This is a genomic window from Acetobacterium sp. MES1, from assembly GCF_002237635.1.
Classification (GTDB): domain Bacteria; phylum Bacillota; class Clostridia; order Eubacteriales; family Eubacteriaceae; genus Acetobacterium; species Acetobacterium wieringae.
Window position 1 is genome coordinate 349,295 of record NZ_MJUY01000013.1, and the last position, 19,919, is coordinate 369,213.

A 19,919-nucleotide genomic window follows, 5' to 3' on the forward strand; every position below is an offset into this window, starting at 1 on the left:
GAAAAAAGATGAATCAGAGAGAGAATTTTTTTGCGATGATCGAGGGGAAGAAACCGGAGTTTATTCCCAATTCAATGGAAACGTATAAAATGTGTGGTTTTATTTCAGCAAGTCTCATAGAAAGTCCATTGCAAGGTGGAGTAGATTCTTTTGGTGTTAATTGGGTTGTCACTAAAGAAGGCGCAATGCCGGAACCAAATAAATTTATGTTTGAGGACATTGCCGACTGGAAGGAACATGTCCATTTTGTAGATCTTGATAGCCTCGGCATTGAAGCGGCGGCAGCAAAAGAACTGGAAGACTTTAATCAAAATAACCGTAATGAAGTGGTAGTAAATCTTTTTAGTCCCTGTGGTTTATTTGAACGAATGGCCGCTTTCATGGGCTTTGAAAATGCTCTTTGTTCACTGGTGGAAGATCCCGATGCCTGCCGGGGATTTTTTGAAGCCTTGGCAGATTTTAGAATCGCCTGTCACAATCGTATTATTGATGCCTATCAGCCGGATGTATTGACCTATTTTGATGATCTGGCCACCGCTAATGGACTGTTTATGTCTCCGAAAGTCTATCGGGAAGTAATCAAACCGTCGCATCAACGGATTATTGAGGCCGTCACTTCCAGAGAGGTGATCTTCGCCCAGCATACCTGTGGCAAATGTGAAGAAATTGTCGGTGACTATGTGGAAATGGGAGCTAAAATCTGGCACTCAGCCCAGCCGATGAACGATCTGGAAGGAATTCTGGAAAAATATCAGGGACGTTTGATTGTTGAAGGGGGATGGGATTCATCCGGGCCAGCCAGTTATATCGGCGCTTCAGTAGAAGAATTAATTGAAGAGTCGAAACGTTGTGCCAACATTTATGGACAGAAAGGTAATTTTATCTTAATGCCGACACTTTTGAATGAAAATGGCAACTCACTTATGGTTGGTGATCCCCGACTTGGCCCCATGCTTCAGGCCTTCAATGAAATAAACAAGCTCTAGGAAAATAGGCTAAATTCAATGAAAGCAGCACTAATGACCGGATTAGTCGGCGGCATCATGGGGCTTTTGATCAGCTTTGCGCTGAATTACTTTTTAGTCTCCATACCGGAAACGGCTTTTGCCAATGCTCTGGGTAACGGTATCAGTGGCCTGATGAGCGGTTTTATGGGTGGCTTTATCGGTCTGATCATGTATCAGAAGAAAGTTTCCCAAAAGGATAACTAAACAAATAAATTGAGTAAAAATGACAAAAACAACACGGCGGAACTGCGCTGTGTTGTTTTTAAGCTTATCAAAGAATTAAAACATGTCGTGTTTTATTTTTAAACAAACAGTGCTATACTGATAAAAATATAGAGCTGAAAACTTACAGGTGAAATCATGGATCAAACCGAAACCCGCCAATCCCAACAAAAAAATAAACGCATTAACGACCTGGTTGATATCAAGACCCTTCAGGAAATTCTCGACGCCTTTACCACCACCACGGGACTGATGGCTAACATTGTCGATGTGGAAGGAGTGTCGATCTTTCCACGAAAAGGGATCAAGAAATGCAGCAAGTTTTGCCGGATCATCTATGGTTTAGAGGGCGGTAAAACTCGTTGCCAGGGAGCCTATAAACGAGCGGGCAAACAGGCGGCATTGTTTGGCGAGCCCTATATTTTTAGGTGCCCGTCGGGACTGATTGAGTGGGCGGCGCCGATTATTCTGGGCGGTTCCCATGTTGGCACGATCATCTGCGGACAGGTGTTGATGTGGGAGCCGGAGGAGTTTTTCTGGATTGAACTGCGCAAGATGAACCAGCCCATTACCACCGACTTTGAGGAACTCTTTGCCGCAGTGGGGGAGCTCCCCATTGTGACCGGCAACCAGGTTCAGGCCTCGGCCTATCTGCTTTACGTCGTGGCAAATTACATCATGAAGGCTGGCTGGGAGAATTACGAGCAGTCCCGGGAGTTTGCTCGCCAGCGAACCCTTTTTCATGCGGAAATTGAGAATCGGAAAAATCCGGATCACCAGACGGATAAACGGGAAACGATTTCTCTGGTTGACGAGGATGCCATCCGCCATCAGCTTGAGAATAACCGCAAAAAAGCCCGGAACTATCTGGAAGGGCTAATCACTGGTCTGCGCTATGAAGCCCGTCAGAGTTTGCCGGTGATGCGATCCAAAATGACCGAACTGCTGGTGATGCTGTTACGGGTGGTCGATCAGCTGGGATTACCACAGCCGGTCTTTGCCGGAATCAATGATGATACCATTGGCAAACTCTATCAAACCCAGTCCATGGAAGCCATCGGGGTGCTGGCCTCAAAGGCCGTGGATGCTTATCTGGAACAGCTGGAGGCGCTGGAAGCAGATCACCAAAGACCCCAAAACCCCAACATCACCCTGATGCTTAACTACATCGAAAGCCATTATCCCGAAAATGTGACAGTGGAAGCCATTGCCGAGGCCGCCTGTTTAAGCCCGGGTTATGCTGGCAGAATCTTCAAGGATCAGCTGGGGCTGTCGATGATGGATCATGTGCTGAAAGTGCGCATTGAGAAGTCCAAAAAGTTACTGGAAAATCCCCATTATCAGATTCAGACCATTGCCGAAAAAGTGGGCTATGAGGATGCCGGTTATTTCACCAAGGTATTTCGGAAATTTGAGGGGATCACCCCCACCCAGTACCGCAAGTTTCATAAACGATAAGGAAGCAAAAAATGGAAGAAATTTTGGATCAACTGCAGGAAGCCATTGAAAAAGGCGAAACCCAGAAAGCCATGAACAAGACCAAGGATGCCCTAAACATGGGGCTTCGCACCGATAAAATCATCAAAACGGCCATTAACCCGGCCTTTCGAGATCTGGGCCAGAAAATGTTTGATGGGGAAATCTACGTTACCGATGTGCTGATGGCCTCCCGGGCGGCCCACGCCGCCATGTATGTGATGGAACCGATCATCTCCCGGTCAACCGGTCAAACAAAAGGGATTGTTACCATCGGCACCGTCGCTGGCGATCTCCACGATATCGGCAAGAACCTGGTGATCATGATGCTCCAGGGCAGCGGCTATACGGTGATTGATCTGGGCATTGATGTGCCAGTGGAAGACTTTGTCGAAGCGATTAGAACCCACAAGCCCGATGTGCTGGCGCTGTCATCCTTGTTAACGACTACCTTACCGGAACTGGATGCCACGCTGGAAGCGCTGGTTGAGGCGGGCCTGCGCTCTCAGGTGAAGGTGATTGTGGGTGGCGCCCCGGTAACCAGAGAATACGCCGCCCGGATTAAGGCCGATGCCTATGCTAATGATCTTTTTGAAGCCAGTGAAGCAGTGGGGGATCTGGTGAAGAACCGGATAGGAGTTTATGCGGTGTGAGTGAAGTGAGCTTTGTCATTTGGGTTTTGATCGAAAAAATGCCCTGCTGAAAAAGTTGAGTAGCTTGCAGAAATTCTTTGCTATTAGGTAGTTCGACTATCGATTAAAAAAACCAGAAGAACTCTACTCAGTGCGAGCAGATTCTTCTGGTTTTTAGGTTAGGAGAGTAGAAAAATGGATGGCTTAGTATTTAATAAAGCTGCTTCCGGGAACGCCACAAATGGCGCATTTATCAGGTACGGCTTTTTCAATATTACCGCAGAGGGGGCAGAGGTAGTAGAAAACTTCTTCGCTCTGATCGAGGTTTTCTAGGGCTTCCTGATAGAGTCGGGCATGAACCGCTTCAGCTTTCATGGCAAAGGTAAAGGTTTTAATGGCATCCTGATTACCTTCAGCTTCCGCTGTTTTTAGAAAATCCGGATACATCTCTGTAAACTCGTGGGTTTCGCCAGCCACGGCGTCTTTTAAGTTTTCAGCAGTGGTATGGATCTTTCCGGCGACTTCAAAATGTTTTAAGGCATGCAGGGTTTCAGCATCGGCGGCAGCTTTAAATAATTTAGCCGCATTGATTTTTCCATCAGCTTCAGCTTTCTTTGAGTATGCGGTGTACTTTCTGTTTGCCTGGGACTCTCCGGCAAACGCCTCCATAAGATTATTAAGTGTTTTTGATTCTGACATTTGTTTTCCTCCATATTAATATTTTAGTTAGGTAGTATAATTGATCAAGATTCTGGAAAGTTAGGGGTGCAATCCAGAAGAAAATTAGATCAACTTATAAAATAATAATTACTAAACAGTAATGAATATAAATAAGATAGCATAGAATAATCAGAGTGTCAATAAGATATGCAAAAAAAACATAAAAAAACCGAGGTGATGGCCTCGGTATCGATTATTATTGGTCGCAGTCGTTTGTCGTAATTTCCTCATAGATCATCTGCATTTCCTCATCCAGTCGGGTAATTGATTCGGCACAGTATTTGAGCCGCTCCCGGAGGCCTTCGGAGATATCGCTATGACCTTTGTATTTGAGCTGATGTTCAAGACTGGCCCAGAAATCCATGGCGATGGTACGAATTTGGATTTCCACCGGAACGGATTCGGTTCGCTCGGCCAGAAAGATGGGCACCAGTACAATCAGATGAAGGCTGCGGTAACCATTTTTTTTGGGCTCATTGATATAATCATTTTTACGGATCAGGGTAATGTCATCATGGCGCAGCAACAGGTTGGCAATCCGATCGATGTCGTGTAAATAGTTGCAGATCACCCGAACGCCAGCAATATCCGTCAGGTTTTTACGGATGTTTTCAGCGGTGATTTCCAGCCCTTTTTTCTGCATCTTTCCGGCGATGCTCTGGGGAGATTTAAGCCGGTACTCCATATGATGGATCGGGTTATGGTCATATCTGGCCTGGAACTCTTCATCCAAAATTTCCAGCTTGGTTTTTATTTCTTTGATGGCAGCCCGGTAAATCTGCTGCTGTAGGAGAAACTCCTTTAAACTACCATTCATGTCCAGGTCTTCAGAAAAGGGGAGTTCAGTCGAATTAATCTGCATGATTGTATTTCACTTTTATCAGTTAAGAGTAGAAAGTGCCTTTCTATAGTTAATCGTGGATATGGTAAAGAGTGAATCGCAAAACGTGGTAATCTCAATAGAGGCTACAACTAATTATTTTAACGCTAAAAGCTTAGATGCAATTTAAGTTTAACCGACTAAAAAAGTTTTTAAATAATAGAGTGGAGAGAAAGTGGGGCAGATGAAAACGATGAAGTTGGAAGGTTTGTTTAAAGATAAGCGGGTATAATAACAAATAGAAGAAAATTAGGTAATTGCGAAATAAAATCCAAGATGGAAGGAAGCGTTGCAAGTACCTGAAAATTAAGAAAGGATGTGATAATATGGGGTTTTTTAGCTGGATTATCCTTGGTGGTTTAGCCGGTTGGCTGGCCAGCATGCTGACAAAAAACAATGAAAAAATGGGACTCATTAAAAATATTGTCGTTGGAATACTGGGCGCCATGATTGGTGGTTTTGTATTTGGCTTTTTCGGAACCACGGGAGTAACCGGATTTAATCTTTGGAGTATTTTTGTTGCCTCAGTGGGAGCGGTAATTCTCCTTGTGATTATTAATTTGTTCACAAAATAAAATGGTTTAACTTGATGTTTTACGTGGTCGGAAAAGAGATACGGTTTATCTCTTTTCCGACCTTTTTGTGTTTGGCTAAAATCGCATCAAAATCGGGAAGGCTTTTGAAACAAAGCGTTAAAATTCAGAACCCAATCACAGAACAATCACTTTAGGACGATAGAATGCCGACAAGAACATAAAGGAGGTCAGCATTATGAAAGCTGTTGTGATTATTCCGGCTCTGAATCCGGACGAAAAATTGATCACCTTAGTTGAAAAACTAAAACACTATGACTTAACAACAATTATTATAAATGATGGCAGTGCCCCCGGGTATGAAATCATCTTTGATATTTTAAGAGAAAAGCTTGACTGTGTGGTTCGGGTTCACAGCAAAAATATGGGTAAAGGCGTCGCATTAAAAACGGGAATGGCCTATGCCGCCAATATTTATCCCGATGCGCCGGGCTATGTAACGGCGGATGCCGATGGACAGCATGCACCGGAGGACATCTTAAACGTAGCCAGGATGCTGGAAGAAAACCCGGCCAGCCTGATTCTGGGAACCCGGGATTTCAATAATGTAAAAACTCCCTTTAAAAGCAAGTGGGGTAACCGCATCACATCGCTGGCTTATTTATTGAGTACCGGAGAGCGGTGTCCGGATACTCAAACCGGACTGCGGGGAATTCCGATGAGTTGGACAAAAGAGTTACTAAAGATTCCCGGTGACCGCTATGAGTATGAAATGAATGTGCTGCTGGAAGCTGGTAAAAGCCGAATTCCCTTTGTGGAAGTCCCGATTGAGACCATTTATTTGAATGAAAACAAAGCATCTCATTTTCATGCGATTAAAGATTCAGCCCGGATCTACCTGAATATTCTAAAATTCAGTTTATCATCTTTTGTCTCGGCGATTGTGGATAACTCGGTCTTTACGCTACTGATGCAAATTGCCTTTGGAGCGACCTCACTGGGAATCCTGGAGGCAACCATTATCGCCCGGGTGATGTCCGGCGGGGTCAACTATCTGCTTAATAAGCACTGGGTTTTTCAAAATACCGATCGGGAAGGGAAGGCGGCATTGCAGTACGCCATTTTATTTATCAGTCAGATGCTGTTAAGCTGGTTCTTTGTCTCCAGTTTAAGCAGTTTACCGATTCACCTGACGGTGTTAAAAATATGCGTTGACACGGGATTATTTATCGGCAGTTACCTGATTCAGAAAAATTTTATTTTCGGGGAATCGAGGAAGGAGTATCGTCTTAAATGATCAAGTTCTTTTCAAAACCGTATCGTTGGGCAGGGATATTTTCGCTCCTGCTGGTGGGGTTGTTTACCTTTGTGCTAATGGATACTTTTGTGCTTCAGAAATCAATGGTGATTGTGGCACCAGAAACAAGTGCCGAAACGTCCACAGCGGCAGAAACCGAACCGGTGATTACCGCAACATCTTATAGTGATGAAAATATCCAGATTAGCATTGAAACCATTTTGAAATATGATTCGACCATTTATGTGGCGGATATTCAGGTTTCGGATGCGGCCTATCTGAAAACAGCCTTTGCCAATAATACCTATGGGCGAAATGTCAAGGCCAAAACGTCAGATATCGCCGCTGCTCAAAATGCCATCTTTGCCATCAATGGTGACTATTACGGCTTCCGGGACGACGGCTATGTTTTGCGTAATGGCATTATCTATCGGGATAGTGCCAGTGAGAATGAGGCCTTGGTTATTGATCAGAATGGCAATTTTTCGATTGCCGATGAAAATGACGTCAGTATGGCATCATTAAGTGAGAATTGGCAGGTGCTATCATTTGGGCCAGCCCTGGTTGAAAATGGTGACATCATGGTTGATAGTAGCAGCGAAGTGGGGCAAGCCAAGGAAAGCAATCCCCGTACGGCCATCGGACAGATTTCAGCGGGACATTATCTGGTGATCGTTTCGGATGGCCGGACGGATGAGAGCGAAGGGCTTTCACTACTTCAGTTGGCCCAGGAATTTAAAGAACGAGGCTGCACCATTGCCTACAATCTGGATGGCGGCGGATCATCCACCATGGTTTTTAATGGCGAAGTGGTCAATAATCCCACCGACGGCCGCAGTATTGCAGAACGGGAGGTCAGTGATATTGTTTATTTCGGGTATTAAAATAAAAAGCAACAATAATAGGATCCGTAAAACCATCGTGGTTTACCTGCTACTGGCGCTGGTGGCTGTGGCCGTCAATCTGATCTACGGTTTTTTTGGACACGGGGTCCGTGCAGCGGCCATGACATGGATGTTTTTATACCCATTATTGGGTGGGGCGTTGGGGTATTTGCTGATTGGTCGCTACCTGGCCTTTATTACCCGGTTTGTCGTTTATCGCATGGGTTATAACAGTTACAATTCGGGGCTTGCCGCTCTAACGGTGGGGAGTTTTCTTAAAGGGATTCTGGAAATTGCCGGTACGAATTCCCCATATCTGATAATTTTTTTCTTCCTGGGTTGGGTAGCGGTTGGCATCGGATTGATGGTATTTGGCTTTCTGGCAGTGACCAACCAGCGGTTGTTAAAGACTGAAAAAAGAATGAAAAAAACAGAAGAGACGGTCATTCGTGAATAAGGTGAATCCGTTTAGAATAATCATTGCAGCATCAGAAAAAGCAAGTGAGAGCGCTTTTTGAAAGCTCACTTGCTTTTTTGGTATGCGGACAAGAGTTTGCTTGATACTCGATAAACAGGGGGAAAAGCGGTTATCGATCATAAAGCAGGTCGCTGCTCAACTGAATGTGGGGGTTGTTTGGAGCGACTGTTTTTGATCTCATACAATTTTTTGTCGGCCTCAATGATGACCTTTTCCAGGATCACCTCATGATGCATCTGGTATAATCCAAAACTGGCACTGATACGGATCAGGGTATCATTATATTTTATTTCGATGGTTTCAAGGACATGCTTTAATCGGGCGATCAGGATCGAAGCTTCAACATAATTGGTATTGGACATCAGCAAAACAAATTCATCACCACCATAGCGACCAAACAGATCGAAGGCCCGAATGCTTTCATTGATGGTTTTAGCCACCGTTTTTAAAACCAGATCCCCAGCATGGTGGCCAAAAGTATCATTGATCGTCTTAAAGTGATCAATATCGATCATGGCAACACAAAGATCAGCATCAAATCGTTTGGCTTTGGAAAATTCAACATTGGCCAATTGTTCAAAATACTGGCGATTGTAGATTCGAGTCAGACCGTCACGCTGTGCCAGATCCCGCAGCTTCTGGCCTTCCACCTTATCGGTCACGTCCATGCAGCTACCAATATAGCCGGCAAATTCATGGTCACCGATATAGTAGGGAACGCCCCGGTCATTGATCCAGCGATAAACACCATCCTGGCGTTTAAGCCGGTATTCCATTTCAAAGGATTCTTGTTTGGCAAAGGCTTCCAAATATACTTTCAGGCACATGTCAAAATCTTCGGGGTGAATACCTTCGGCCCAGCCATTTCCCATTTCCTGAGTCATTGTCTGGCCAGTAAATTTCAACCAGGTGGTGTTAAAATAATTACACAATGTATCGGTTCCAGCCCGCCAGATCATATTGGGTGAGGACTCAACAATGATCCGGTACTGGTCATTATCCAGTTTCATGGAAATACCTCCAGAAAATTAAATATTAACGGTTTAGAGTTAATACTTATTATAGCCTGATATTGTTATCTTTGCATTTATTTTCTTTAAGGTTTGTGGTATTCTTTTACCAGTGTCAGGGAATCAGAAATTAAGAACGAGGATAGTGAGTGTAGATGAAGATACTAAGGTTTTTACTGATTTTTGTGCCGATAAGTATTGTCGGAGAATTCATGCACTTTTCACCCACCGTGATGTTTATTTTGTCAGCTTTGGCGATTATCCCCCTGGCGGGTATTATGGGTGAGGCAACCGAAGAAATTTCTTTTTATTCGGGACCCCGTGTCGGCGGCTTTCTCAATGCCACCTTTGGCAATGCCACCGAACTGATCATCGCCTTTTTTGCCATGCAGGCTGGCTTGTTTGACGTGGTCAAAGCGTCTATTGCCGGTTCGGTGATTGGTAATATTCTACTGGTGTTAGGGGCCAGCATGCTGATGGGAGGGATTAAGTTTAAATCCCAAACCTTTAATAAGCAATCCATTGAGGTGTCGTCCAGTATGCTCTTGTTTGCGGTCATTGGTTTAACCGTTCCGGCGATCTTTACTCATACCGTGGCCGCCGATCTTCTCAATACCCGTTATGAGGGTCTCAGCATTACGGTAGCAATAATCATGTTTGCCATTTATCTGATGAGTCTGTACTTTTCTTTTTACACCCATAAAGATATTTATGCGGCGATACCAGAGGAGGAAGCTACGCCCAAGTGGTCGCTTAATAAGGCGATTGCTGTTTTAATTGGCGCAACGGTCCTGATTGGGGTTGAGAGTGAGATGTTTGTGGGAGCAGTTGAACCGATGACCGAAGCCATTGGCCTCAGTGAGTTTTTCGTCGGGATTATTCTGGTGCCGATTATCGGCAATGCGGCTGAACACAGCACCGCGATTGTGATGGCTTATAAAAATAAAATGGATGTAGCGATGGAGATCGCCATTGGATCCAGTCTCCAGATGATTCTTTTTGTTACGCCAGTGCTGATTTTTTTGAGTCTGCTGTTTACGCCGATGAGCATCATTTTTAACGAGTTTGAACTGGTGGCCCTGGTATTGTCGGTACTGATTGCCAATCGGGTGGCTAGTGACGGCGAATCCAACTGGCTGGAAGGGGTTCAGCTGCTGGCAGTTTATCTGATTATGGCGGTGTCGTTTTTTATTTTATAATCAAGAAAACTGAAAATAGGAAGCCCTAAAAACAGATATGTAATAACTATCTGTTTTTTTATACGAAAAAAGGTTGATAAACTAAACGTGTTGGGGTAAAAAAGAAATAGCAGAAAAAATTGTGGATGATTTTTGAAAGGAACGGTAATGAAAAGAAGAATTTTGATCTGGGGATGTTTGATAATGCTGGGATTGATGTTCTCGGGGTGTAGCTCCAAGGCAGAACCCAAAAGCTATGAAAAAACCATTGAGACGGCACGAACGGAGATCTGGAATGCCATTTCAGCAGGCGGGGCCTCCAGTGCCACCGTGGCGATTATGGACAATGGTAATCTGGTCTATGAAGAAGGTTTTGCCATGGCTAACCGGGAAGCCGGGCTTGCGGTAACCAAAGACACCCAGTTTAATATCTGTTCGGTCAGCAAGGTGTTTACCGCTGCGGCAGTCTTGCAGCTTTGCGAAGACGGAAAACTGGAGTTGGATAAACCGGTGGTTGATTACCTGCCGGAGTTTACCATGGCTGATAGCCGCTATCAGGATATCACGGTTCGAATGCTGTTAAATCATACCGCCGCCTTGCCCGGAACCTATACCACCAATGCCGAAACAACGGAGCCGGACCCAGACTATACCCAAAAATTTCTGGCCTATCTGGCTGGTACTGAGTTAAAGGGCGATCCCGGGAAGGTAAGTGTCTACTGCAACGATGGTTTTACGCTGGCCCAAATTCTGGTCGAGAAGAGTTCCGGCCAATCTTTTTCTGATTATCTGGCGACCAATATTTTTACAAAAGCCGGGATGAAAAATAGCAGTTGTTATTTTAAAGCCGATAACACCGACATTGCCCGGAAATACAACGAAGATGGCAGCGCTGCTCCAGTGGAATATATAAACAGCCTTGGTTCCGGCGGGATAGCCGCCACCGCCGCTGATTTATGTCGTTATGGCCAGGCCCTGTTTCAGGGCAAAATTTTAAGTGAAGCGATGGTCACCGAATATACCAGTCCCCAATATGGGGACCAAACCGTGCCTGCTGGAACACCCCTGTATCCGTATGGGTTGGGCTGGGACAGTGTGGCGGTGGCCGATTTTGAGCGCCAGGGGGTGACGGTGATTGGTAAAAACGGCGGCTCGCCCCAATATAATTCGCAGTTATATCTGCTGCCGCAGGAAAATATCTCGGTGGCCATTGTTTTTGCCGGAAATGCCGATGTCACTGGCGTTGCCAATGATATTGTCCAGGCGCTGCTTGATGAAAATGGTCTCAGTGAGGGTTTGGAAACGGAGACAGCAGAACCAACGGCAGCCACCATCCCCGATGAGTTTCTGGCTTACGCCGGGATTTATGGCGATGGTGGAGCGATTGTAAAGATTGAATTCAATAACGAGAAAAATGCCATGATTTATAAAAAATATGACGGCAAGACCTTTGAAACCCAGGGCACCTATCCCTATCTCAGTGATGGTTATTTTCATTTACCGGTGGGCTATCGAGCTGGTTTTGCCAAAAATTTCGGCCAGGAATTTTTTATGATCTATGATCAAAGCAGCGATGCTGGTTTTGTCTCAGGGCAGAAAATGGCGGCAGCAGCGGCAGCGCTGGATACCAGCCAGTTTAGCGGAAAATCATGGATTCCCACCAATCTTTCGGCCATTGACGCCAATGCGATGGGCGTAAAAACCGGGGTTGTGACAGAGCTGCCGGGTTATCTTTATCACACGGCCAATGGCGGCTACACCCTCTATGGCTTAAAAGATGCGACCACAACCCAAATGGTGCTGCCCTACGGCAGGGATCTGGCCCAGGCGACGATTGCCGAAAACAACGGCCAAAGGATCTTAACCATCATGGATTATCAGTTTATCAATACCGCTTCCGTGGCGTCGCTGCAGAACGATGAAGCGATTGTAATTGGCAGTGATGGGCAAAGTATCTGCCGCAAGCTGGATAATGATGGAACCTTCAGTGCGGTTATGCCAGAAGGTGGCCGGATTGTGATTTATGGTCCCGATCTGCAGCGAGATTACGACAGCAGCAGTGGCGTCGCCGAAGTAATCCCAGTGACAGCCGGTTCTTATCTGGTCTTTATCGGTGCGCCGGGAGCGACATTCACTTACGCGTATACCGTTTAGTGGGGCAACATCGACAGGAATTATAAAAGCGGTTAAAGACTGGTATTAAAAGAGGGAACAATTTATAAAAAAACGAAAGGATAAAGAAAATGTTAAAAAAACGATTAACAGTTGTGATGCTTGGTTTGTTGTTGATTCTTGTTCCTTTGGCGGGATGTACGACCGCCCCATCCCAGAGTCAGAGCTATGAAAAAACCATCACCACGGCACGCACCGAAATCTGGAAAGCCATCGCTGGCGGTGGGGCCTCCAGTGCCACCGTGGCTATTATGGACAATGGTAAAATTGTTTATGAAGAAGGTTTTGCCATGGCCAACCGGACTGAGGCGTTGGGGGTAAATTCCAGCACTCAGTTTAATATTGGTTCGGTCAGTAAGGTGTTTACAGCTGCGGCCGTGATGCAGCTGGTGGAGGCGGGTCAGCTGGAGCTGGATAAACCGGTGGTTAGCTACCTGCCGGATTTCACCATGGCGGACAGCCGCTACAAGGACATCACGGTTCGGATGCTGCTTAACCATACCTCGGGGTTGCCGGGAACGATGATGTATAATGGCTTTGCATCGGCCAAAGATTCCCAGTTTTTGACGGAATTTATGAATTATCTGGCGGGTTCCAGTCTCAAGGCTGATCCTGGGGTGGTCAGTGTTTACTGTAATGATGGATTCACTCTGGCCGAGGTGTTAATTGAAAAGGTGTCCGGCCAGACGTATTCCGACTATCTGCAGCAGAATATTTTTAAAAAAGCCGGGATGAACGACAGCAGCTGTTCCTTTAAGGCTGGAAATCCCAATATTGCCCTGAAGTATAACAACGAGGATGGCACCGCTCTGCCAGCAGAAATCATTAATCTGATGGGCACCGGGGGAATTTCCGCAACGGCAGTGGATCTATGCCATTTTGGCAATGCTCTGCTGGAAAACATGCTGATGAGTGCCGAATCCTTTACCGAGTATACCAGTCCCCAGTATGGAAAAGAAACAGTGCCGACAGGCACCCCGATTACCAATTATGGTTTGGGTTGGGATATGGTGGACGTTGCCAGTTTTGCCGAACAGGGTGTCCATGTACTGAGCAAAAATGGCGGAACGCTGCAGTTTAATTCTCAGCTGTATGTCATTCCTGAAGAGAAACTTTCTGTGGCTCTGATCTTTGCTGGTACCGGGGATGCTTCGGGAATTGCCGAAACCATCACCCAGACACTACTGGAAGAGAAGGAAATTATTTCCGCCCCGGCAGAAGCCGAGCAAACAACCACTACCACAGCGATACCAGGCGAAATACTCAGCTTTGCCGGATATTATGGAGCCAGCGGCAGTGTCATCAAAATTGAGTTTAATCAGCAGAATAACACGCTGGAATACAAACGCTTCGATGGCGATGGCTTTACCACCGCTGGCAGTTATTCCTACAGCGGTGAGGGCTATTTTGATATGCAAAACGGATATCGGATGTCTTTTTCTGAAAGTTTTGGCAAAAAACTGGTGCTGCAGTCGATGAATACGGCCGATTATTCGCTGGTCATCGGTCAGGGTATTACGGCCAATAACCCGATCGATACCAGTCGTTTTGCCGGTAAAGCCTGGATTCCCAAAAATCTCAGTGCCATTGATTTATATGCATTTTCTGCTGTGACTGGCAGTCTGCCGGAGCTTCCGGGAACTATTTATTTTGGCAGTGACGGCAGCTTTACACCCTATCCCCTGAAAGACGAAAATACCGCCTATAACAACCTGCCCTACGCCCGGGATCTGGTTGAGCCAACCCTTACAGAAGAAAACGGAACCACCACAATGACGGCAATGGGTTATGTTTTTGTGGATGTGGCTGATATCCCCGTGCTGGCCAGTGATGAAAAAATCAGGATTGATACGGCAGGCGAAAATGTCATCAGGAAGCTGGACGCTGACGGTAGCTTTAGTGTCACCCTACCAGAGGGCGGCCGCCTGGTGATCTATGACCCCGCACTGACGGTGTTGGCCGATACCATGTATGCCGTAATCGAAGACGTACCGGTGCCAGCGGGTGCTTATCTGATGTTTATCGGCAACGAAGGCGATGAATTTGCCTATCAGTACAGCTTTTAAATAGTTGATGCCGCAATAAGGCTCAAAATTAATATTTGAGTGAGGTTATCAATAAACTACCGTACCGACCAATTGTTAATCTGTTGTTCGCTGCGGAATCGGACAGGCTCTGCCGTGTCCGCTCCGATGCGTACAACATGATGTAACAATTGTCGGTACTGGGTTATCTTTTTTGACAGTCTGACTCAAAATTAATATTTTGAGTCTTATTTTTTTGTCGGAATTGGGTTACAATGAATGAAATAGAGCAATTGATCATGAGTCGAAAAATTATCCAGGATGATTGCAGATTAGCTTATTTGAATAAGAAGGGAAATTTGTCATGAAGAAGATTACCAGGATTATCTGTCTATTTCTTTCGTTGCTGTTTTTGACCGGCTGTACCGCCAGCCAGAATGAACCAAAAACAGAGAGTATCAAAGAGACCATCTACGATGCCTACGTTTATGCCTTTCCGTTGGTGCTGGTGAATGCCACCATGGAAAAGATGACCAATACAGTGGAACCAACGACGACCCAGGCACCGCCCAATCAGTTGTTCCACAGCCATAATCTGGCCAATGCCAGTGCTAAGGATGTGGTCACCCTCAATACCGATACCCTTTATTCGCAGGCATTTTTAGATCTTTCGGAAACGGCAATGGTTTTTGTGATGCCCAAAGCGGACCGATTTTGTTCCGGGGAGATCATGGATGCTTATACCAATGCCGTCAAAATTACCGGCTCCGGCAGCGATAATCCGGATCAGACGGCTTTTCTGATTACCGGGCCCAATTACAGTGGTGAAATTCCCAAAGACCTGGTTCATGTTGCCATGCCTACCAATATGGCCTGGATTCTGTGTCGGGTGCTCAGCTACGGCGAAGCCGATCTTGACAATGTTTATGCCATTCAAAATAACATCCAATTGCTGCCGCTGACGAATTATTTGTCGGGGGAAGCCTATATTCCAGCTAAGGGCAGCTATAGTGAAAGTAATAACTTTATTCCCATCGAACATGTTTTGCAGATGACTCCGGCGGAGTTTTTTAATACCGCCAATGCGTTAATGGTTGCCAATCCTCCTGCCAGCGCCGATCAGGCCATGATCGAAAAAATCAGTGCGGTGGGCGTCGGCCCGGGCCTTGAATTTGACCCGGCGATACTGGGGGATTCCGGACAGGACGAGTGGAATACGATGATCAATGATCTGTCGACCACCTTGTTCAATGATTCTCAGGATTTTCTGGTTAAGATGAATAACTGGCGGTTTTTTGGTGAACCGGTGGCCGAATTTGGCACCGAATACGATTATCGGGCATTGATTGCTTTAAACGGTTTGGCAGCCAATCCGGTTTCCGTCGCCATTTATCCCAATGCCAGCACCACTAGTGATGGCGTCACCTTTGATGGCACCAACAATTATGTGATCCATTTTGACAAAGAGCAGCTCCCACCAACCAAAGACACCGGTTTCTGGTCGATCACCGCCTATGACAGTGATAATTTTTTAATTGATAATCCGATTAATCGCTACAGTATCAATGACCGCAGTGCCGTCACCTACAATCAGGATGGATCACTGGATTTATTGCTGCAAACCCAGGCCCCAGCTGATGCCACATTGGCAAATAACTGGTTGCCGATCTCAGCCGATAATTTTCATTTGTACCTGCGAATTTATCTGCCTCAGGAATCAGTGTTTGATGGCAGCTGGCAACCGCCAACGATAAAAAAGGCCGAATAAAAAATCAGCGTCTCGATTAGTTCGGTTTGCAAGGGTGTTTTTTTGACAACGATAATTTTGAATGAGGCTAATTAGATGAATATAATTTTAAGCACAATATTGGTGGTTTCATCAATGGTCTTGATTGTTTTGGGGATCGTTGGCTTTCGGCATCGGGGAATTTCTGGGGTTAAAGCGATTACGCTATTAATGTTTGCCATGGCAATTCACAGTTTTGCCTATGGGATGGAATTGATGAGCTCGGATTGGGAAACCATGTATCAATGGATTCGAGTGGAGTATCTGGGCGTGTCTTTTTATCCCATTCTCATTCTCTGGTTTGCCAGAGAGTATGCCGGGGAGCGGCGTTTTGCCAACAATTATGTGATGGGGATTGTGCTGGCCATCTGTACGGCTACCTTGTTTTTGGTTGAGACAAATGCGATGCATGGTTTATATTATGCTCAAATGGGGGTGGATAGGAGCATTGGCTTTCCCATCGTGATGACACAAAAAGGTCAATGGTATATGGTTCAGGTAGGGGCCTTGTATTTTGCGATGATTTATGCCCTGGTTGTTTTGATTGGACAGATCCTAAATACCAGAGGGGTGACCCGAAGGCGGGCCTTTCTGGTTTTTACCGGAATGCTGGTTCCGATGATTGCCAGCACCTGTTATTTATTGGGCTGGGGAATTGGTGAAATTGATCTGATACCTTTTTCATTTATCTTTTTAAGTGTGTTGGTGGCCAGTGGTATTTATCGCTATGATATTCTTTTTTTGAGTGAAGTCACCCATGAAATGATCTTTAATACCATTGGTGAGGGGGTTATTGTGGTTGACAGCGAAGGCTATATTCTGAAAATGAATCGGGCGATGCAAAGCTTGTTTGGAATCCTCGGTCAATTAAAGATTGGAGAGCCCATAAACCGTTATATGGTTTTGGCGCATATTTTGGAGAGCAGTGATTCTCAGACTATTGCCATGGGTGATAAACATTATCAGATTCGCTTGAATGCGATTGGAAAGCACCATGGAACCATCGTCGTTTTTACCGATGTGACCGAAATTACTGAGGCAAAAAAACAGGTTGAGATTTTGGCTATCACTGATCACTTAACTCAACTCTATAATCGGCATCATTTTGTCCAGCGATTCAATCAGCTGGAGAAGGCGGGCGTGGTTATGTTGCTGGATATTGACCACTTTAAGCTGGTGAACGATCAATATGGACATCTGGCCGGAGATACCGTACTCTGTGAACTTGCCGATTGCTTGAGTGAGCATTTTTACGATGGCGTGATTTGTCGCTACGGCGGGGAAGAGTTTGCGGTGCTGATTGAAGGGGAAAGCCTTGAAAATGCCAGAAACCGGAGTGAAACGTTCAGGACGGCTTTTCAATCCCGACAGACGGCTTTTCCCTGTACGGTGTCGATTGGCTTATGCTGGTATAATAAGGAAGATTACAGCAAAACCATGAATCTGGTCGATAAGCTTTTGTATCAGGCCAAAAATGCAGGTAGAAACGCTGTGGTTTGGGAAGAAGCGCTTGAGACATGAGAAGAATACGGATAAAAACATGAAAAAATTGGCGAAGCTTCAGGCTTCGCCAATTTTTATCGAAAAATTTAAAAATATGATGGAATTAAAATCTAAACCAACTGATAAGCGGCGACAAAACCGGTTTCGACGGCATTGGCAATGCGGCCAATCTGGGCAGTGTCACCAATTTTGACAACCCGATCAAAGTGATTAACAAGCTCATCGGCCAAGGTTTGATCAGCTTTGACGCCTAAGGATAGAACCACATAGTCAACAGAAAGATCAGTGTATTGTCCATTGGTCTGCTTCAATTTAATCGATTGATCATCAATTGATACCAGTTTATGGGCTGGCATAAAGACGGTGCCAAATTTAATCAGGCGGGCCTGAACGTCGCTGAAACTCTGCCAGCTGGCATCGGGGCCAATGCGATCAGCCATCTCCACCACAAAAACCTCATTGTCCTGGGTTTCCAGCAGTTCAGCCGTTTCAACCCCGGTCATGCCAGAACCGATCACAGCGACTTTTTTACCGGTGAGCTGAACCTTGCCAGTGAGAATATCGGTGCTGGTGCAGACATGGGCTTTTTTGACGCCTTTGATGGATTGGGGAACAATCGCTTCAGAACCGGTGGCCACAAAAACAGCATAAGGGTTCAGAGCCGTAATGGCATTATGGGTGGCAGGTGTATTGAGGCGAACTTCGACCCCCAGCTTGGTGAGTTGGGTTTTATAGTAGTCAATCAGCCAGTTGATTTTATCTTTATGGGGCGGCTTGTTGGCCAGACCGAGTTGGCCACCCAGTTCGCCGTCTTTCTCAAATAAGACGACCTTAAATTGCCGTTCAGAAAGCTTGCGGGCCGCTTCCATGCCCGCAGGGCCCCCACCGATAACAACCACTAAACGGCCATCGCCATCCTGCCGGGCATCATTATAGAACCATTCCCGGGCGGCCCGGGCATTGATGGCACAGGCAAAGGGTTCGCCCTTCATCCCATTGGCAATCATGGAGTCCATGCAGTTCAGACAGGAGATGCAGCGGCGAATATCATCCACCGCTCCGGCAGCAGCTTTATTAACCCAATCGGGATCAGCCAATAGACCCCGGGCGATGGTAACCCCGTCCACGCGACCCTCAGCAATGATTTTTTCAGCAAATTCCGGGTTGCGGATCACGCCGACCCCAAAGACCGGTACATCCACCGCTTTTTTTACGGCTTCAGCCAGATAGATTTTCCAGCCTTCGTTAAAAGAAATCGGTTCCCATGCCTGATTCATGGTTTCATAAATACCAGCCGAGACATTGATGGCATCGAGACCAAAGGGCACCAGGTATTTACAGATTTCCACCGCTTCATCCAGCAGCAAGCCGTCTTCGGAAAAGGGGAACATCGATTCACGAAGAAACTCATCGGCTGAAATCCGGAACATCACCGGGTAGTCGCGGCCAACGCGGGCGCGAATACCTTCAATAATTTCTTTCACCACCCGGGCCCGGTTTTCGGTGCTGCCGCCGTATTCGTCAGTCCGTTTATTGGTCAGCGGGGAAATAAACTGGTTTAGCATGTAGCCATGGGCGCCATGCAGTTCAACCCCGTCGATCCCCGCTTTGTAGCAACGTTCGGCGGCATTGATATAATCCTGAACAAAGCTTTTTATTTCGGCATTGGTCATTTCCCGGCATTCGGCCTGGGTCAACATGCTCTTGATACCACTGGGGGAGATGGTCGCTCGACCGCCAATGGCCATGTTATCAGTCTGGCGACCGGGATGATGAAGCTGAATAAAGATGGCTCCGTCATAAAAATGAACGGCTTTAGCCAATTTTGCCAGTCCCGGGATACAGTCATCGGTGGCGGCGGAGGTTTGGCGGGGCATCATCACGCCGGTTTCATTATTTACCCGGGTGACTTCGTTGATAATCAGTCCGACCCCACCTTTGGCACGCTCGGCGTAGTAGGCGCATTCACATTCCGAAACCGTGGCGTTGTCGTGGGCCGTTCCTGAACCCATGGCGCCCATCACCACCCGGTTTCTGATTTTTAAGGTACCAATATTAATGGGAGATAATAAATTTTCAAAAGTCATAGAGATTCTCCTTAAATTTTATAAATCGAT

The 19,919-nt window shown here is 46.1% G+C and carries 17 protein-coding genes; 13 read left to right on the plus strand and 4 right to left on the minus strand.

Features of this window, described 5'->3' with window-relative positions; genetic code table 11:
* The first annotated feature begins 8 nt into the window (after positions 1-8).
* The 4 genes from BI182_RS05615 to BI182_RS05630 all read left to right on the plus strand — a co-directional run bounded on the left by BI182_RS05615 (position 9) and on the right by BI182_RS05630 (position 3,358).
* On the plus strand, positions 9-986 hold the full coding sequence (locus tag BI182_RS05615; RefSeq protein ID WP_286806098.1) for a uroporphyrinogen decarboxylase family protein: 978 nt from the start codon (positions 9-11) through the stop codon (positions 984-986).
* 18 nt (positions 987-1,004) lie between these two features.
* A complete protein-coding gene (locus tag BI182_RS05620; protein WP_148638211.1) occupies positions 1,005-1,211 on the plus strand; it encodes a hypothetical protein in 207 nt (68 codons plus the stop codon).
* Positions 1,212-1,367: 156 nt separating this feature from the next.
* Positions 1,368-2,687, plus strand: a complete 1,320-nt coding sequence (locus BI182_RS05625; protein ID WP_148638210.1) for a PocR ligand-binding domain-containing protein — start codon at positions 1,368-1,370, stop codon at positions 2,685-2,687.
* Positions 2,688-2,698: 11 nt separating this feature from the next.
* The gene (locus tag BI182_RS05630) at positions 2,699-3,358 is read left to right on the plus strand and encodes a cobalamin B12-binding domain-containing protein (protein ID WP_148638209.1); all 660 of its coding nucleotides are present in this window, start codon (positions 2,699-2,701) and stop codon (positions 3,356-3,358) included.
* 183 nt (positions 3,359-3,541) lie between these two features.
* Here BI182_RS05630 and BI182_RS05635 read toward each other — a convergent pair whose 3' ends face one another.
* Positions 3,542-4,036, minus strand: a complete 495-nt coding sequence (locus BI182_RS05635; RefSeq protein ID WP_070370847.1) for a rubrerythrin family protein — start codon at positions 4,034-4,036, stop codon at positions 3,542-3,544.
* A 217-nt stretch (positions 4,037-4,253) separates the two neighbouring features.
* A complete protein-coding gene (locus BI182_RS05640) occupies positions 4,254-4,919 on the minus strand; it encodes a GTP pyrophosphokinase (protein WP_070370848.1) in 666 nt (221 codons plus the stop codon).
* A 344-nt stretch (positions 4,920-5,263) separates the two neighbouring features.
* On the opposite strand from BI182_RS05640, the gene BI182_RS05645 reads away from it, so the two are divergent.
* The 4 genes from BI182_RS05645 (at position 5,264) to BI182_RS05660 (ending at position 8,108) form a co-directional block, all read left to right on the plus strand.
* A complete protein-coding gene (locus BI182_RS05645) occupies positions 5,264-5,512 on the plus strand; it encodes a GlsB/YeaQ/YmgE family stress response membrane protein (protein ID WP_070370849.1) in 249 nt (82 codons plus the stop codon).
* Between the two features lie 196 nt (positions 5,513-5,708).
* A complete protein-coding gene (locus BI182_RS05650; protein WP_148638208.1) occupies positions 5,709-6,767 on the plus strand; it encodes a bifunctional glycosyltransferase family 2/GtrA family protein in 1,059 nt (352 codons plus the stop codon).
* On the plus strand, positions 6,764-7,651 hold the full coding sequence (locus tag BI182_RS05655) for a phosphodiester glycosidase family protein (RefSeq protein WP_250934110.1): 888 nt from the start codon (positions 6,764-6,766) through the stop codon (positions 7,649-7,651). The genes BI182_RS05650 and BI182_RS05655 overlap by 4 nt, the downstream gene beginning before the upstream one ends.
* A complete protein-coding gene (locus BI182_RS05660) occupies positions 7,626-8,108 on the plus strand; it encodes a hypothetical protein (RefSeq protein WP_250934109.1) in 483 nt (160 codons plus the stop codon). The genes BI182_RS05655 and BI182_RS05660 overlap by 26 nt, the downstream gene beginning before the upstream one ends.
* 137 nt (positions 8,109-8,245) lie before the next feature.
* Here BI182_RS05660 and BI182_RS05665 read toward each other — a convergent pair whose 3' ends face one another.
* On the minus strand, positions 8,246-9,139 hold the full coding sequence (locus BI182_RS05665; protein ID WP_286806105.1) for a sensor domain-containing diguanylate cyclase: 894 nt from the start codon (positions 9,137-9,139) through the stop codon (positions 8,246-8,248).
* A 155-nt stretch (positions 9,140-9,294) separates the two neighbouring features.
* Between BI182_RS05665 and cax the strand changes: the two genes are divergently transcribed.
* The 5 genes from cax (at position 9,295) to BI182_RS05690 (ending at position 17,820) form a co-directional block, all read left to right on the plus strand.
* Positions 9,295-10,338 (plus strand): calcium/proton exchanger, encoded by a 1,044-nt coding sequence (cax, locus tag BI182_RS05670; RefSeq protein ID WP_070370857.1) that lies wholly within the window; start codon positions 9,295-9,297, stop codon positions 10,336-10,338.
* Positions 10,339-10,485: 147 nt separating this feature from the next.
* Complete coding sequence (locus BI182_RS05675) at positions 10,486-12,471, plus strand: serine hydrolase domain-containing protein (RefSeq protein WP_286806108.1); 1,986 nt, start codon at positions 10,486-10,488, stop codon at positions 12,469-12,471.
* A gap of 89 nt (positions 12,472-12,560) precedes the next feature.
* Positions 12,561-14,555: a serine hydrolase domain-containing protein gene (locus BI182_RS05680; protein ID WP_286806110.1), complete on the plus strand. Its 1,995-nt coding sequence runs from the start codon at positions 12,561-12,563 to the stop codon at positions 14,553-14,555.
* Positions 14,556-14,877: 322 nt separating this feature from the next.
* Positions 14,878-16,281 (plus strand): DUF1254 domain-containing protein, encoded by a 1,404-nt coding sequence (locus BI182_RS05685; RefSeq protein WP_286806112.1) that lies wholly within the window; start codon positions 14,878-14,880, stop codon positions 16,279-16,281.
* A 75-nt stretch (positions 16,282-16,356) separates the two neighbouring features.
* Positions 16,357-17,820, plus strand: coding sequence for a histidine kinase N-terminal 7TM domain-containing diguanylate cyclase (locus BI182_RS05690; protein ID WP_286806114.1), 1,464 nt, complete (start codon positions 16,357-16,359; stop codon positions 17,818-17,820).
* Between the two features lie 92 nt (positions 17,821-17,912).
* On the opposite strand, the gene BI182_RS05695 is transcribed toward BI182_RS05690, so the two are convergent.
* On the minus strand, positions 17,913-19,889 hold the full coding sequence (locus BI182_RS05695; protein WP_286806116.1) for an NAD(P)/FAD-dependent oxidoreductase: 1,977 nt from the start codon (positions 19,887-19,889) through the stop codon (positions 17,913-17,915).
* Positions 19,890-19,919: the final 30 nt, after the last annotated feature.